Origin of the sequence: Streptococcus sp. 20925_1_22, from assembly GCF_041431685.1 — a bacterium.
Lineage (GTDB): Bacteria > Bacillota > Bacilli > Lactobacillales > Streptococcaceae > Streptococcus.
The window spans coordinates 83,985-98,688 of record NZ_JAPVYE010000004.1; the positions used below are offsets into that span (position 1 = coordinate 83,985).

Below are 14,704 nucleotides of genomic sequence, written 5' to 3' on the forward strand. Positions count from 1 at the left end.
CTAGGCACCTCCATTCATAAAGAGCTGGGAGCCGTAAGTCTTTTTCATATTGTCCTTGGTAAAGCTAGTCTCGGTAGGACCAAAGGCAATCAGCTTACGATTGAGCAGGATAATTTGGTCGAAATAATCAACAACCTTGCTCAGGTCATGATGGACAATCAGGATGATCTTGCCTGCGGCTTTGAGACTGCGCAGCGTAGACATGATAATCTCTTCGCTGACAGAGTCAATCCCGACGAAGGGCTCGTCCAAAAAGATACAATCCGCCTCTTGAACCAAGCAGCGAGCAATCAAGACTCGCTGGAATTGGCCGCCGGACAGCTGGCTAATCTGACGCTCTGCCAAGTTCTCTAAACCGACAATTTTCAATGCCTCAGCCACCTTGTTCCAATGGGAACTCTTTAGCCCCTGAAAAAGCTTGAGCTGAGGGTAAAGCCCCAAAGAGACACACTCTTTGACTTTGATAGGAAAATGATAATCAATATTGATCTTTTGCTCCACATAGGCAACCCGTTGGAGAGAGTTCTGCAGTGGCTTTTGCTCCAGCAGAGTCTGGCCTTGGTGGTCAATAATCCCTAGCATGCCCTTGAGCAGGGTGGATTTTCCGGCTCCGTTAGGACCGATAATCCCAGTAATGGTTGGCTCCTTAATGGTTAATGAAAGGGGCTCAAGAGCCAGCGTATCCTGATAGCTGACAGTCAAATCTTTAATCGTAATCATCTCATACACCTCCATGAGATTAATATACATTAAAATAAAAATTAAGTCAAGTTAATTTTCGATAAATCTCTAAAATTAATATAAGAAATGTTTGAAAAAACAAGTAGATTTTGATAAGGTTATATCAAAAGCATGAAAGCGAGAAGAAGATGACACGACTACAAGATGATTTCTATGATGCGATTAATGGTGAGTGGGCCAAGACGGCGGTCATTCCTGATGATAAGCCAGTGACGGGAGGTTTCATGGATTTGGCAGATGAGATTGAAGATCTCATGCTCGCCACGACTGATAAATGGTTGGCTGGCGATGGAGTGCCAGAAGATGACATTCTGCAGAACTTTGTTGCTTACCATCGCTTGGCAGCGGATTATGACAAGCGGGAAGCGGCTGGGATTGAGCCTGCGCGTGCCTACATTGATGAAATTCGCAACCTAGCGTCTTTTGAAGACTATGCTTCTAAGATTGCTGATTTTGAGCTGGCTGGTAAGCCAACTTATTTCCCCTTTGGTGTGGCGCCTGACTTTATGGATGCCCGTATCAATGTTCTCTGGGCAGACGGACCGGGAACCATTTTGCCAGACACGACCTACTATGCTGAGGACCATCCGCAGAAGGCTGACCTGCTTGCAAAATGGCGCAAGGCTCAGGAAGATTTGCTGGCCAAATTTGGCTTTGCGGAAGAGGAAATCAAGGATCTTTTGGATAAGGTCTTGGAGCTGGATGCTGTTTTTGCTCAGTATGTTCTGTCTAGTGAAGAAAGCTCTGAGTATGCTAAGCTCTATCATCCTTATAAGTGGGACGATTTCAAAGCCTTGGTACCAGAGTTGCCTTTGGCAGATATTTTCACCAAGTTAATCGGTCAAGAACCCGACCAAGTCATTGTGCCAGAAGAGCGTTTTTGGCAGGCGGCTAAGGATATCTATACAGCTGCTAACTGGGATAAACTCCATGCTCTGCTGATTCTCTCTGCGGTCCGCAATACGACACCTTATCTAACGGATGGCATCCGTGTCTTGGCAGGAGCTTATCATCGTGCTCTATCAGGGACTCCTCAGGCTCAGGACAAGAAAAAAGCAGCCTTTTACCTGGCTCAAGGTCCCTTCAATCAAGCTGTCGGTCTTTGGTATGCTGGTCAGAAGTTCTCGCCAGAAGCTAAGGCTGATGTGGAGCAGAAAGTGGCGACGATGATTGAAGTTTACAAGAATCGCTTGACTCAGAATGACTGGCTAACACCAGAAACTCGGGATAAGGCTATTGTCAAACTCAATGTCATCAAGCCTTATATTGGCTATCCTGACGAGCTGCCTGAACGCTATTCCCGCAAGGTCGTCGATGAAAAGCTGACTCTCTTTGAAAATGCTCAGAAGTTAAGTCAGATTGATATTGCTTATAGCTGGAGCAAGTGGAATCAACCGGTAGATTACAAGGAATGGGGAATGCCAGCCCACATGGTCAATGCCTACTATAATCCGCAGAAAAACCTAATTGTCTTTCCAGCGGCTATCCTGCAGGCGCCTTTCTATGATCTGCACCAATCCTCATCAGCCAATTACGGTGGTATCGGAGCGGTCATTGCCCATGAGATTTCTCATGCTTTTGATACCAATGGGGCGTCCTTTGATGAAAATGGCAGCCTCAATAACTGGTGGACAGAGCACGACTACCAAGCCTTTACCAAGCGGACTCAAAAGGTCATTGACCAGTTCGAAGGACAGGATTCCTATGGTGCTAAGGTCAATGGCAAGCTGACTGTTTCAGAAAACGTGGCAGATTTGGGCGGGATTGCAGCAGCCCTAGAAGCAGCAAAGAAAGAAGCTGATTTCTCTGCAGAGGAATTCTTTACCAACTTTGCCCGCATCTGGCGAATGAAGGGACGCGAAGAGTATATGAAGCTCTTGGCAAGCGTCGATGTCCATGCGCCAGCCAAGCTTCGGACCAATGTGCAGCTGCCTAACTTTGACGATTTCTTTACAACCTTTGATGTGCAAGAAGGAGATGGCATGTGGCGAAGTCCAGAAGAGCGGGTAGTCATTTGGTGATGCCGAGGTAAGACGCTTATCGAATCTTGCTCAAATCAAAAATAATCGAGTTCATCTCAATAGTCTGCTTTTGTTTGTGAAAGCAGACTATTTTATCAAAGAAAAGATAAAGCGTTTACATTTGTCTAGGCTTGTGCTATACTGTAGTTGATAACAAAAAATAAACAAAATATCCAAATAGAATAGATTTCAAAGTGTTTATTAATGAATAATAAAGAAAAGAGATGTTCTTATGGTAAAACGATTCATTAGTTCAAATGCTTCAGAAATTTTAAGTATGACTGCGCCGGAGCTGAAACAGAGCATCAAGGCCAGTGAGGGCCGCGTTATCCTATCTGAAAACGTAGCTTTCAAAGAATCTTATATCGGTGATGTGACCAATGCAGAGATTGCTCGGTCTTTTGGTGCTGACTTGATTTTGCTGAATGGGATTGATATCTTCCAGCCTTTTGTAGCTGGTCTGGACGCCAAGGAAGATTTTGTTGAGGAACTTCATCGCTTGGTGGGTCGTCCTATCGGTATCAATCTGGAGCCGGTGGATAGTCAGGCCCAGATGGCAGGAGAACGCCTGATCATTAATGAGGGGCGTCAGGCTAGTCTAGCGACCATTCAGCGAGCAGAAGAGTTGGGCGTTGACTTTATCTGTCTGACGGGTAATCCGGGAACTGGTGTTACCAATCAGGCTATTATTGACACTATTCGAGTGGTCAAGGAGAATTTTTCCGGTTTATTGATTGCGGGCAAAATGCATGCTTCAGGTGTGGATGAGCCGGTAGCTGACCTGGAAGCAATCGCTCAATTTATCGAAGCAGGTGTTGATATTGTCCTAGCACCGGCAGTCGGCAGTGTGCCGGGCTTTGACGAGCAGGACTTGAAGCAGATTGTCCGACTGGCCCATCAAAAGGGGGCTCTGGTTATGAGTGCTATCGGTACCAGCCAGGAGAGTGCTGATGAGGATATTGTCAAGCAAATGGCTATCCGCAACAAAATCTGCGGTGTAGATATCCAGCATATCGGGGATTCTGGTTACGGCTGTCTGGCTCCGGTTGAAAATATCTTTGCCATGAGTAAGGCTCTCAGAGGACAGCGTCACACCATTTCCATGATTTCACGTTCGATTAATCGATAGTAAAATGAGACAGACTTTTAGGGGGAAGCTCCTAGAAAGTCTGTCTCTTTTTTTGTAAAAAAAGACCGAGATTCTTGTCTAGGCCTTTATAGGTTTCCTTTTTTATCTAAAAATTCATGATAAACACAGAGGCTGACTGCAGAGCGGGCAATGCTGTATTTAGAGTAGGGGATAATGACAATCTCTGCTTGTTTTTGTTTTGGAAAGAGGGGTACTTCTTGCTCTAACTGAGCCAGAACCTGCTCGGCAATCACCGGATAGGAGAAGAGCTGGCCGTCCAGATAAATCCTTTCGCTATCAATAAGCTGGCAGAGATTGGAAATGGAAATGGCCAGATAGCGGCAGGCAGTATGAATCAACTCAATGCTGCCCAAGTCTCCTAAGCGATAGGCGGTCATCAGACTTGTCAAATCAATGTCATTGACGTCCTCTACAAGGGTCTTTAAGAGCGAGGTCTGGGAAGCCCGATACAGGATAGCTGCTTTATCAATCAGAGCACTCTCGCTGGCATAAACCTGCAGGCAGCCGTGCTTGCCACAAGGACAGCGCTCGCCTTCAGGATTGATGACGGTGTGTCCCACCTCCCCGATAAGATAATTTTCCTGACTGTAAATGCTGCCCTTGTACATGTAGGAGCAATGAATACCTCTGGCAACATGATAGACGATAAAATTACTGTCTGTAGGATGATAGCTAAAGAGGCGTTCAGCCAGCGTCAAACAGTGGGACTTATTGGCGAAGTAGACAGGAAGGTCAAATGCTTCTTGAATAGTCCGCAGGTTAATCTGTCCCCAGTGGGGGTTTTTAGAAATGATAAAATCACTCTCAGAGAGATTCACATGCCCCGGCAGCCCGAGGGCAATTGCTGAGATGAAGTATTTGCTGTTCTTCTTCAGAAAATCTTGAATCAGCCGGATAATTTCCTGGTCAGACGGGCCGCCTGTCACCTCGACCTGATAAGTCCGAATGCTGCTTTCTGCAATCTCACCGGTATTGTCAGCGATGACTATGGCCAGCTGTTTTTCAGAAATCTCAAAGCCCAGATAGTAGCGGCTATGAGGCGCAATATCTAGTAGGGTTTTCTTGCGTCCTACACTCTCATCATTGAGCTCACCTAGCTCCAGTACCAAGCCTTCCTTGATCAGTTCATTGATGATGCTTCCGGTCGTGGCTGGTGTAATTTGAGTTTCTTTTGAAATATCAATCCGAGAAATCGGTCGTTTGGCATAGAGCTGATCCAGGACAGTTGCCCTTAGCTCGTTTTGTTTTCTAGTTCGTGTCATCTTGTTTCCTCTGCTGCTATACTATCAAAAAAAGCTATAAATCTCAAATGTAAGCGTTGACATAGTACAAAAAAATAGTTATAATGTTTATAGAATATTAATAACATAGTGAAAAATATTCTGTTTTCGGATTTTTGTTTATATATTGAAAATAAATAGCAAGCGTCGTTGCAGGTTAGGTCAGATTCATAAAGGAGGATGCCGATGGAAACAAAACAGATTATGTTAGTCTGTGCGGCTGGGATGAGCACCAGTCTCATGGTCAATAAAATGCAGAAAGTTGCAGAGGAGCGAGGTTTAGCTGCGACGATATTTGCGGTGCCAGTGTCAGAAGCAGAAGACTATCTAAGCGAGAAAAAAGTTGATGTCCTTTTGCTGGGGCCTCAGGTCCGCTATCTGCTGGAGGATTTACAGGAAAAACTAGCTTCAAAAGGCATTCCGGTCGATGTCATCCCTATGACGGACTACGGAATGATGAAGGGGGATAAGGTCCTGGATCTGGCAGAGTCGCTCATGAAGTAGGTACTCCTATGGAAAATAAAGATTCCTTAGAGGTCGCTATGACCCTCATCATGTATGGCGGAGAGGCTAAGTCTTGTGCTATCGAAGCCATTGCAGCAGCTAAAAAGCAGGATTTTGACCGAGCTCAGGAGAGACTGAGTCAGGCTCAGAAAGCTCTGCTGCAAGCCCATCACGCCCAGGCTGAAATGCTGAGCAAGGAGGCACAAGGAGAGAAGACAGAACTTAGTTTATTTATGGTGCATGGGCAGGATCATCTCATGACCAGTATCGCCTTTGTTGATTTGGCAAAGGAGATTGTTGATTTACATAAAAAATTTGATGAATAGGAGAAATGCAGATGAGTAGTTTGGTTGATAAATGGCAAGCGCGTCTCATGCCTATTGCCAATAAAATCGGCAACCAAAAATTCCTGGTTGCCCTGCGGGATTCCTTTATCGGGACCATGCCTGTGATTATGACTGGCTCTTTCGCCCTCATGGTCAACGCCTTTCTATCTGACTTGCCAGGACAGTTCGGCTGGACCTGGATTTCCTCTACCTTCCAGTGGCTGATTGATATTAACTGGCTAGTATTTAAGGGCAGTATCCCTATCGTTACCCTCTTGTTCCTCTTTACTTTTGGGGTCAATATCGCTAAGATTTACAATACTGATAAGGTGTCTGCTGGTCTGGTAGCTGTTGCCTCCTACATCATTACCATTGGTGGCTCTGTTACTAAAACCTTTGAGTTGGCTGGCAAAACACCAGGGCTGAGCAAGGCAATTTCAAAACTTCCAGAGCTAAAACTTGACGGCAGTAACCTGTCTGTGACGATTAACAGTGTCATTCCAGGTGACCAAATCAGTGCGCGTGGCTACTTTACTGCTATTCTGATTGGTTTTGTATCTGTCATCATCTTTTGTAAGGTCATGAATCGTAACTGGACCATCAAACTTCCAGATTCTGTTCCGCCAGCTATCATGAAGCCATTCCTGTCTATCATTCCGGCTGCAATTGCCATGTATGTCGTGGGAATTGCGACCTATCTCTTTAATCTGGTGACAGGCGAGCTGTTGATTGACTGGATTTACAAGATTCTTCAGGCGCCGCTTCTCAGCTTGTCTCAAAGCTTCTGGGCTGTGCTGCTCATTGTCTTTCTCAATAAGATTTTCTGGTTCTTCGGACTGCACGGTGGTAATGTGCTGGCGCCAGTTATGGCTAGTCTCTTTGGCGTGACCATGCTGGCCAATCTAGAAGCTTATCAGGCTGGGCATGCGATTCCTTACATGTGGACGGATAATTCTTTTGGTGCTTTTGTCTGGTTTGATGCGATTGGGGTTGCCATTGCCATTCTCTGGCAATCTCGGAACAAGCACTATCGCGAAGTGGCCAAGTTGGGAATTTTCCCAATGGTCTTCAACATCGGTGAGCCAGTCATGTACGGTCTGCCAATCGTTTTGAATCCAATTATGTTTATTCCATACGTCCTGACTCCAATGGTCATGGTAACAGTAGCCTACTTTGCAACCTCTATGGGCTTGGTTGCGCCGGTTACTCAAAACGTTACTTGGGTAATGCCGCCGATTCTCTACGGTTTCTTTGCGACAGCCTTCGACTGGCGAGCAATTATTCTTTCGCTGGTTAACATCGCTATTTCGACCGCTATATATCTGCCCTTTGTCAAGATGGCAGATAAACAGGAGGAGCTTGGATAGATGGCAAAATTTGAAATTAAAGAAGAATTTTACCTGGATGGCAAACCTTTTAAGATTTTATCGGGAGCTATTCAGTATTTCCGGCTTCATCCAGACCAGTGGCGAGATACCCTTTACAATCTTAAAGCTTTAGGCTTTAATACGGTAGAAACCTATATTCCTTGGGCGTTGCATGAGCCTCAAGAAGGTCAGTTTCAGGCAGAGGGCATGCTGGATTTTGAAGCATACTTCAAGTTGGTTGAGGAGATGGGGCTTTATCTCATTGTCCGTCCGACGCCTTACATCTGTGCAGAGTTTGACTTTGGTGGTCTCCCGGCTTGGCTCTTGAGATATCCTTCGATGCGCCTGCGGGTCAATCATCCGCTGTTTCTGGAGAAGGTCAGTTATTTCTATGACTGGCTCTTTCCCAAGCTTCTGCCCTATCAGAGTGATCAAGGGGGCCCTATCCTCATGATGCAGGTGGAAAATGAATACGGTTCTTACGCCGAGGACAAGGCCTACATGCGTAGTATTGCTCAGATGATGAAGGTACGTGGCGTTACGGTTCCCCTCTTTACCTCTGATGGGACATGGATAGAGGCTTTGGAGTCTGGTACCTTGATTGAAGACGATATTTTTGTGACGGGGAATTTCGGCTCTCAGCCCAAGGAAAATACAGATAATCTGCGAGCTTTCATGGAGCGCTATGGCAAAAAATGGCCTCTTATGTGTACTGAGTTTTGGGACGGCTGGTTCAGCCGCTGGAGCGAGGAAATCGTTCGGCGAGAGGCAGAAGATTTGGCCCAGGATGTCAAAGAAATGCTACAGCTGGGCAGTATGAACCTCTTCCTACTGAGAGGTGGGACCAATTTTGGTTTTATCAGCGGCTGTTCAGCCCGCAAGACCAAGGATTTGCCACAGATTACCTCCTATGATTTTGACGCACCCATTACTGAGTGGGGGCAGCCAACAGAGAAATACTACGCTGTTCAGCGGGTGACCCACGAGGTCTTTCCAGAGCTTGAGCAGATGGAGCCGATTAGCCGACAGGCTAAGGCCTATGGCAGTTTTCCACTGCTTGGTACTGCAAACCTGCTGGATGTGGCAGCGGATATCACAGAGGAAATTCTGCTGGATTATCCGCAGCCTATGGAGCAGATTGGGCAGAATCATGGCTATATCCTCTACCGTTCCGATATCAAAAATCAATACCATGAGGAAAGGCTCAAGGCCTTGGAGACTCATGACCGCTGTCATTTCTATGTCAATCAGGAGCACCTGGCTACTCAGTATCGTGAAGAAATCGGTGATGAAATGCTCTTCTCAGCTGATACCGAGCGGATTCAGATTGATGTGCTGGTGGAAAATATGGGACGGGTCAACTATGGTTACAAGCTGGGCGCACCCAGTCAATCCAAGGGAGTCAAGGGTGGTATCATGATTAACCATCAGTTTCGTAAGGGCTGGAAGCATTATGCGCTCAAGTTTGACCAGGAAATGCTGGCCAAGCTAGACTGCTACTCAGCTCCACCGGAAAGAGTCAAAGCACCGACCTTCTATCGCTTTGAAGCAGAGTTAGATGATATCGCTGATACTTTTATTGACTGCTCTAAGTATGGGAAGGGGTGTATTTCGGTCAACGGCTTCAACCTTGGCCGCTACTGGAATGAAGGGCCAATTCACTATCTCTATGTGCCGTCTGGCTTGCTTAAGGAAAAGAATGAATTTATCGTCTTTGAAACTGAAAATGTCAAGATTGAAGAGTTGAGCTTGCTTGACCATCCAGTCTATAAGAAATGAGGTGTTGCGATGAAATATATGACAGTCGGAAATGAACTGGAGGGGGCCAGTCAGCTGATTTTGGGCTGCATGCGACTGGCAGAGCATGATCCTAAAGAGGTCGTTTCCGTTCTTGAAACAGCAGTAGAAGTGGGAATTAATTTCTTTGACCACTCAGATGTCTATGCTAGCGGCCAATCTGAAACCAAGTTTGCGCAGGCTCTTCGCTCGGCTAAGATTCCCCGGGATCGAGTTCTTATCCAGTCCAAGTGTGGGCTGCGGGATGTTCACACCAACTACCATTTTGACTTTTCTAAGGATCATATTATTCGTTCGGTTGAAGCCAGCTTGGAGCGTTTGCAGACAGACTATCTGGATGTGCTCCTCCTGCACCGGCCAGATGCTCTTGTAGAGCCAGAAGAGGTGGCTGAAGCTTTCTCACAGCTGCACCAAGCTGGGAAGGTCCGCTATTTCGGAGTCAGTAATCAAAATCCTTATCAGATCGAGCTGCTGCAGAAAAGTGTGGAGCAGACCTTGATTGCTAACCAACTGCAGTTTGGCCCAGCCCATACTCCGATGCTGGATGCTGGGCTCAATGCCAATATGCTCAATCCTTTGGCAATCGTCCGGGATGGTAGTGTGCTGGACTATTGTCGATTACATCATATCACGATTCAGCCTTGGTCACCATTTCAGGTTGACTTGAACCAGGGACTTTTTATGGAGCATCCTAAATATGCTCCGCTTACAGAAACTCTGCATGCCTTTGCGTCAGATTATCAAGTTTCCTTTGAAGCCTTAGTTCTCGCCTGGATTTTGCGTCATCCGGCACAAATGCAGCCGATTGTTGGCTCCATGAATCCGCAGCGAATTCGCTCAATGGTGGCTGCTTTTGATATTGAGCTCTCTCGGGCTGACTGGTATAAGATATACAAGAGCGCAGGGAATCCTCTGCCCTAAGCTTGTTTTTGCAGGGAGATTATTTGTTATTCAGAATCAATGAAGGCTAAGAGCAGTGGATCAGTCTGCTTGTTTCATTGATTAAGCTAGATTCTGTGCCTTATGAAAGGAGAATGATATGAATAATAAGTTTTCTTGGCAAGCCCTAGCAAAATCCGCTTCTGCTGCCAAGTATGGGAGCGGCTTGCTGCTATGTGCTTCCCTCTTGTCCTTGGCAGCTTTTACAGCTGTCTCAAGAGTTGAAGCAGAAGATGTTGCGCCTGCCCCTGCCGCAGTAGCTGAAACGCCGGCTTCTCCAGCAGCCCAAGCAAGTCCTGAGGTTGAAAATCCAGCTGTGGCCGAACCCCAAGCAGCTCCTGCAAGTCAGGCCGAATCAGCTGCAGCTGCTAGCGAGTTGCCAGCCAGTCAAGTCATGTCTGATGAGCAGAAGCAGCGCGCCATTGCTCAGATGGGACCCAATCAAGGGGATGTCTGGGTTTGGTCGGAGGAAAATGCCGTTGAAGAAAATGGGGAGCGTCAAAAGCGCGGTCCTAATGGCGGCCCTGGTCAATTTAATGGCGGAGCCGTCGTGTTAGGCGGCCGTCCGACTTATGACCCAGCGGCTGATTGGTACTACCTAGCTTATAAAGGCGAAGGGATGACCGACGAAGAAGCACAGGCTGTCTTTGACAAGGAACGCGGCAAATGGATGAATGAATTTGATCCTTGGGGCGTTGTGATGGAAATGACGGACAATAAGGCCAGCAATGCTTGGGCGGATATTCGGAACATGCAAGCTTTTGTGCTCCGGAAGGATTCCAATGTCTGGGAGAAAATTGTGGATCACCCTCAAGGGGTTCAATGGGTTTCTCAATTCAAGGGAAATATGTCCAGCAACGTAGGAGATGCCCGGCAGGAAGCCTTGGCTGGCGGGGGAACAGCTATTGAGGTCTTACCTAAGCAGGATCGGGTTGCCCACTGGGGTTCTGATCAGGCTCGTGATATTCCGAATCCTCAGACCATTCGGGCTGTTCTGGTTTCTGTCGAAGCGCGTATTTCTGAAAAATCTGACCCAGATGCCAAGCTTGGTATTCAAGTTGGCGGTGACTGGAAATTTGCTGAAGAAGTGAGTAAGCCGCTCTGGTATCCAGGAGCTGGTTTGGCTGGTATTCAGCGACTGACCAAGGATTGGGCTCGTTACTATTTTGTAAGCCTCACTGGTATTCAAGATGCAGTCGAAGAAAGGGCCATTTCACAAGATGAGTTTATGAAGAGTATCGTGCCGCTGGCCGATATGGAGCAGGCTCCCCAAAATCAAGCCCAGCAGCCAACTCCTGCAAGACCTGATCCAAAGGGGAGCCAGGTGGAAAATCTGACCTACAAAGCAAGCGGCCAGACGGATCCTCAAGCAACGTCTCAAGAGCCAACTCTTCAGCAAGCTTCTTCCAAACAACTGCCTAAGACCGGCAGTCAAAGCAGTCTATTGACCAATCTGCTTGGGCTCGGACTCTTAGGGCTGGGTGCTGGCTTCCTTGGCTTGAAGAAAAAATCTTAGGTTTTGCAAGCTAGAGGGGAAAATAATCTACAAAAAAGCAACAGCAGATTCTAGCTGTTGCTTTGTGTTTGATTTAGGTTTTGCACGACAGGCTGTCCAAAATTAGATGCTTGCGCAGCGGGCGGACTGCAGACAGGCTCTTGGTATTTTTGAGTAAAGCGGCATCTTGGGAAATTGGAGCAGCCCCAAAATTGCTGACCGACCTTAGAACCTTTGGCTGCTGTACGGAGCACCAATCCATGCTGGCAGCGAGGGCAGATCTTTTCTGCTTCTCTACGCTGTTTATTCTGGGCAATGCTGTTAATATGGCGCTCTTTGATGACCTGCTTTCGCTTGGTCAAGGGCAGGAGCATACGATAGAGGTCGTCAATCTGCTCGGGCGACAAGCAGACTGGACTTTGGCAGGCCTGCCGGTCAATTTTCCCTATCACTTGCCAGGTCTGAATAACCTTATGCCTGTCAGTGTTTAGATGGATTTCCTTAAGCTGACAGTCATTGCCAAAGACGATATAGGAATAAAGGTTTGGCGTGTATTGATTGAGATAATAGCTGAGCCATTTGAGATGGACTTTATTTTGAATAATGGGATTGAAAAAAGAATGCTTGTAAGATTTTCCGCGGCCACCGGAAAGAACCTGAGTCCAGTATTGCTGGTTTTCTGAGCCGAAGATCCAGCCCTTGTAGTTTTTTGACTCAAAAATATAAATCCCAGACGGGTGAATCAGCAGGGCATCAATCTCAGTGGTAGTGCCATCTTCTTTGAAGATGTAGAGATTGTACAAAATCTTTTTATAGCCATAGAGCTGGTTCAAGATCTGACCAAGCTGGTACTCTCCCTGTTTTCCCTTGTTATATTTTAGTTCCCAAGGGGCAGTCTGGGTTTGCTGGAAATAGTCAGGCTCTTGGCTTTGGCTGGACGACCAATCCGAGTCCATATCTTCCCTGTCTTCGAGTAGCTTATAACTGATAAAAAAGACGATGCCAAAGACAGCCACAAATGCAACGAAAAAGAATCCAAACATTTCCTAATCTCCCTTAAAATCCCTAATTCGAGTATAGCACAAAATAAAGAACGGAAGATTTTTATCAGTGTAAAAACACAGTAATTGGACAATGAATTAAAATATGTCTAAAAATAGAAAGCTATCCTTTAAAAACTTATTTTCCAAAAACACCTCACAAACCTAAAAAATCATGTATAATAAAAAGACAGGAAAAGAATAGGAGTTATCATGTCTCAGGAATTAATCAGTGTTATCATCCCTGTTTACAATGTTGAGCAGTATTTAGCAGAATGTGTGAACAGCGTCTGTCGTCAGACCTATCAAAATCTGGAAATTATTCTAGTCAATGATGGTTCAACAGATGCTTCTGGCCAGATTTGCCAAGAGCTAGCTGACCAGGATGCGAGGATTCGTCTCATTCATCAGGACAATCAAGGCTTGTCCGGTGCCCGCAACACAGGGATTGAGCACTCTAGTGCAGACTATTTGATTTTTGTAGATTCGGATGACTGGTTGCCTGAGCAGCATGTTGCCCGCCTTTATGAAAAGCTCAAGGAGTACGATGCGGATATTGCTATTGGTCATCATTGTAGCTTTCGTGCAGAGGATTCAGCCTTCCTCTACTATTCGACAGAGCATTTTGAAACCCTCTATACGCGAGAAGAGATGATTGAGGAGTACCCTAGACGGCGCATGGTAGACGGTGTCTTTCTTTGTGCCTGGGCCAAGCTCTATAAGCGTAAGCTCTTTGATACAGTGCGCTATCCAGTCGGCCGAGTGGCAGAAGATGCTTTTACGACTTATAAGCTTTATCTTCAGTCAGACAAGATTATCTATCTCAATGAACCGCTCTATTACTATCGCTTGCGGCCAAATAGCATCTCCATGACTTGGAATGAGCAGTGGTTTCGAGACTTGATTGTAGGTTTTGAGGAGCAGCTAGCCATTTTGGGTAAGCTGAGCTATGACCTGAGTTTCTACTACAAGTACTACACCTTCCTGCTCCAGTATTGTCGCGACAGCGCTGCAGCTGTCGGCATGCAATCCAGCTTGGTCTATCAGGAAATTGAAAGCAAACTCCAACTATTTGGAGAATAAACAAAACAAGCCACCTTTCAACCATAGGGCTGAAAGCGTAGCTTTTTTTTAGTGTTTGAAAATTAAAGACTAAAAATAACAATTAATGTCATGCTTCAAAAAGACATCTTGGTATTCAAATAAGTCTTCAGGGTGCAAGGCCTTGACATCTTCCATGGCATACTTTCGGCCAAGTAATTTGTATTTATTTTCGCCAAATTGATGGAAAGGCAGCAGCTGGACTTGATCGATGGATAGTTCATTAAACAAAGTCGCAAACTGCTCCGCATCTTCTAAAGAGTCATTAAAATCTGGAATGACTGGAATGCGCAGAACAATCGTCTTTTGATGAGTAAAGGCGTAGTGGATATTCTGAACAATTAATTCGTTTTTTACTCCAGTCACCTTGCGGTGGTTGACAGAGTTATAATGTTTCAGGTCTGTATAGATAAAATCAACGTACTGGATGAGATCCACGAATTTTTCATGTTCTACAAAGGCAGTTGTTTCAATAGCGGTATGAATCCCTTTTTCCTTAGCCGCTTTGAGAATGGCCTTGGCAAATTCAAACTGGGCGAAAATCTCTCCGCCAGATAAGGTTAGGCCACCGCCAGATTCTTCATAAAAATCTCTGTCCTTTAGGACTTCATTGATAATCTCCTCGACACTTCTTTCCTCCCCCATAGTGATGCTTTTTTTGGTAGTGGCATCCAGCATAGGCTCGGGTCTGAATTGCTGTGATTCTGGGTTAGAGCACCAAGGGCAGCGCAGAGGACAGCCCTTGAGGAAAACCGTTGTACGAATCCCTGGTCCATCATGAATACTGAAATGTTGGATGTTGAAAATAATTCCTTTTGTTGTTTCCATACTCAGGCCTCCTTTGGATACAATCATTATAACTTATTTTAGAAAGAAAAACAATTACGAATGAAAGTTATTTTTATTTTATTTTTAAGACGTCTTTTGTTACAATAATAGCAGA

13 protein-coding genes are annotated in these 14,704 nt (G+C 45.8%); 9 read left to right on the forward strand and 4 right to left on the reverse strand.

The annotated features are described in order from the left end of the window. On the reverse strand, window positions 1–720 hold the full coding sequence (locus O3621_RS06445; protein ID WP_312023299.1) for a metal ABC transporter ATP-binding protein: 720 nt from the start codon (window positions 718–720) through the stop codon (window positions 1–3). A 149-nt stretch (window positions 721–869) separates the two neighbouring features. Here O3621_RS06445 and O3621_RS06450 point away from each other — a divergent pair, with 149 nt between their 5' ends. Further along, a complete protein-coding gene (locus O3621_RS06450; protein ID WP_125433851.1) occupies window positions 870–2,762 on the forward strand; it encodes a M13 family metallopeptidase in 1,893 nt (630 codons plus the stop codon). Window positions 2,763–2,994: 232 nt separating this feature from the next. Next, a complete protein-coding gene (locus O3621_RS06455; protein WP_002926934.1) occupies window positions 2,995–3,891 on the forward strand; it encodes a PEP phosphonomutase in 897 nt (298 codons plus the stop codon). 86 nt (window positions 3,892–3,977) lie between these two features. On the opposite strand, the gene O3621_RS06460 is transcribed toward O3621_RS06455, so the two are convergent. Further along, window positions 3,978–5,174 carry an ROK family protein gene (locus O3621_RS06460; RefSeq protein ID WP_371513964.1) on the reverse strand — a complete coding sequence of 399 codons (1,197 nt, stop codon included), beginning with the start codon at window positions 5,172–5,174 and terminating at the stop codon, window positions 3,978–3,980. A 204-nt stretch (window positions 5,175–5,378) separates the two neighbouring features. On the opposite strand from O3621_RS06460, the gene O3621_RS06465 reads away from it, so the two are divergent. The 6 genes from O3621_RS06465 to O3621_RS06490 all read left to right on the forward strand — a co-directional run bounded on the left by O3621_RS06465 (window position 5,379) and on the right by O3621_RS06490 (window position 11,641). Next, the gene (locus O3621_RS06465) at window positions 5,379–5,696 is read left to right on the forward strand and encodes a PTS sugar transporter subunit IIB (RefSeq protein WP_371513965.1); all 318 of its coding nucleotides are present in this window, start codon (window positions 5,379–5,381) and stop codon (window positions 5,694–5,696) included. 8 nt (window positions 5,697–5,704) lie between these two features. Beyond that, a complete protein-coding gene (locus O3621_RS06470) occupies window positions 5,705–6,022 on the forward strand; it encodes a PTS lactose/cellobiose transporter subunit IIA (protein WP_002898520.1) in 318 nt (105 codons plus the stop codon). Between the two features lie 5 nt (window positions 6,023–6,027). Further along, a complete protein-coding gene (locus O3621_RS06475) occupies window positions 6,028–7,389 on the forward strand; it encodes a PTS sugar transporter subunit IIC (protein WP_002896670.1) in 1,362 nt (453 codons plus the stop codon). Next, a complete protein-coding gene (locus tag O3621_RS06480; RefSeq protein WP_061592293.1) occupies window positions 7,390–9,168 on the forward strand; it encodes a beta-galactosidase family protein in 1,779 nt (592 codons plus the stop codon). Window positions 9,169–9,177: 9 nt separating this feature from the next. Beyond that, window positions 9,178–10,107 (forward strand): aldo/keto reductase family oxidoreductase, encoded by a 930-nt coding sequence (locus tag O3621_RS06485; RefSeq protein ID WP_061592292.1) that lies wholly within the window; start codon window positions 9,178–9,180, stop codon window positions 10,105–10,107. A gap of 118 nt (window positions 10,108–10,225) precedes the next feature. After that, the gene (locus O3621_RS06490; RefSeq protein WP_371513966.1) at window positions 10,226–11,641 is read left to right on the forward strand and encodes an LPXTG cell wall anchor domain-containing protein; all 1,416 of its coding nucleotides are present in this window, start codon (window positions 10,226–10,228) and stop codon (window positions 11,639–11,641) included. A 50-nt stretch (window positions 11,642–11,691) separates the two neighbouring features. On the opposite strand, the gene O3621_RS06495 is transcribed toward O3621_RS06490, so the two are convergent. Continuing rightward, window positions 11,692–12,663: an NERD domain-containing protein gene (locus O3621_RS06495; RefSeq protein ID WP_371513967.1), complete on the reverse strand. Its 972-nt coding sequence runs from the start codon at window positions 12,661–12,663 to the stop codon at window positions 11,692–11,694. Between the two features lie 210 nt (window positions 12,664–12,873). Here O3621_RS06495 and O3621_RS06500 point away from each other — a divergent pair, with 210 nt between their 5' ends. Then, on the forward strand, window positions 12,874–13,743 hold the full coding sequence (locus O3621_RS06500) for a glycosyltransferase family 2 protein (RefSeq protein WP_371513968.1): 870 nt from the start codon (window positions 12,874–12,876) through the stop codon (window positions 13,741–13,743). Window positions 13,744–13,812: 69 nt separating this feature from the next. Here the strand turns inward: O3621_RS06500 and O3621_RS06505 are convergent, their stop codons facing one another. Next, window positions 13,813–14,589, reverse strand: a complete 777-nt coding sequence (locus O3621_RS06505; RefSeq protein ID WP_185755048.1) for a glycyl-radical enzyme activating protein — start codon at window positions 14,587–14,589, stop codon at window positions 13,813–13,815. Between the last annotated feature and the right edge of the window lie 115 nt (window positions 14,590–14,704).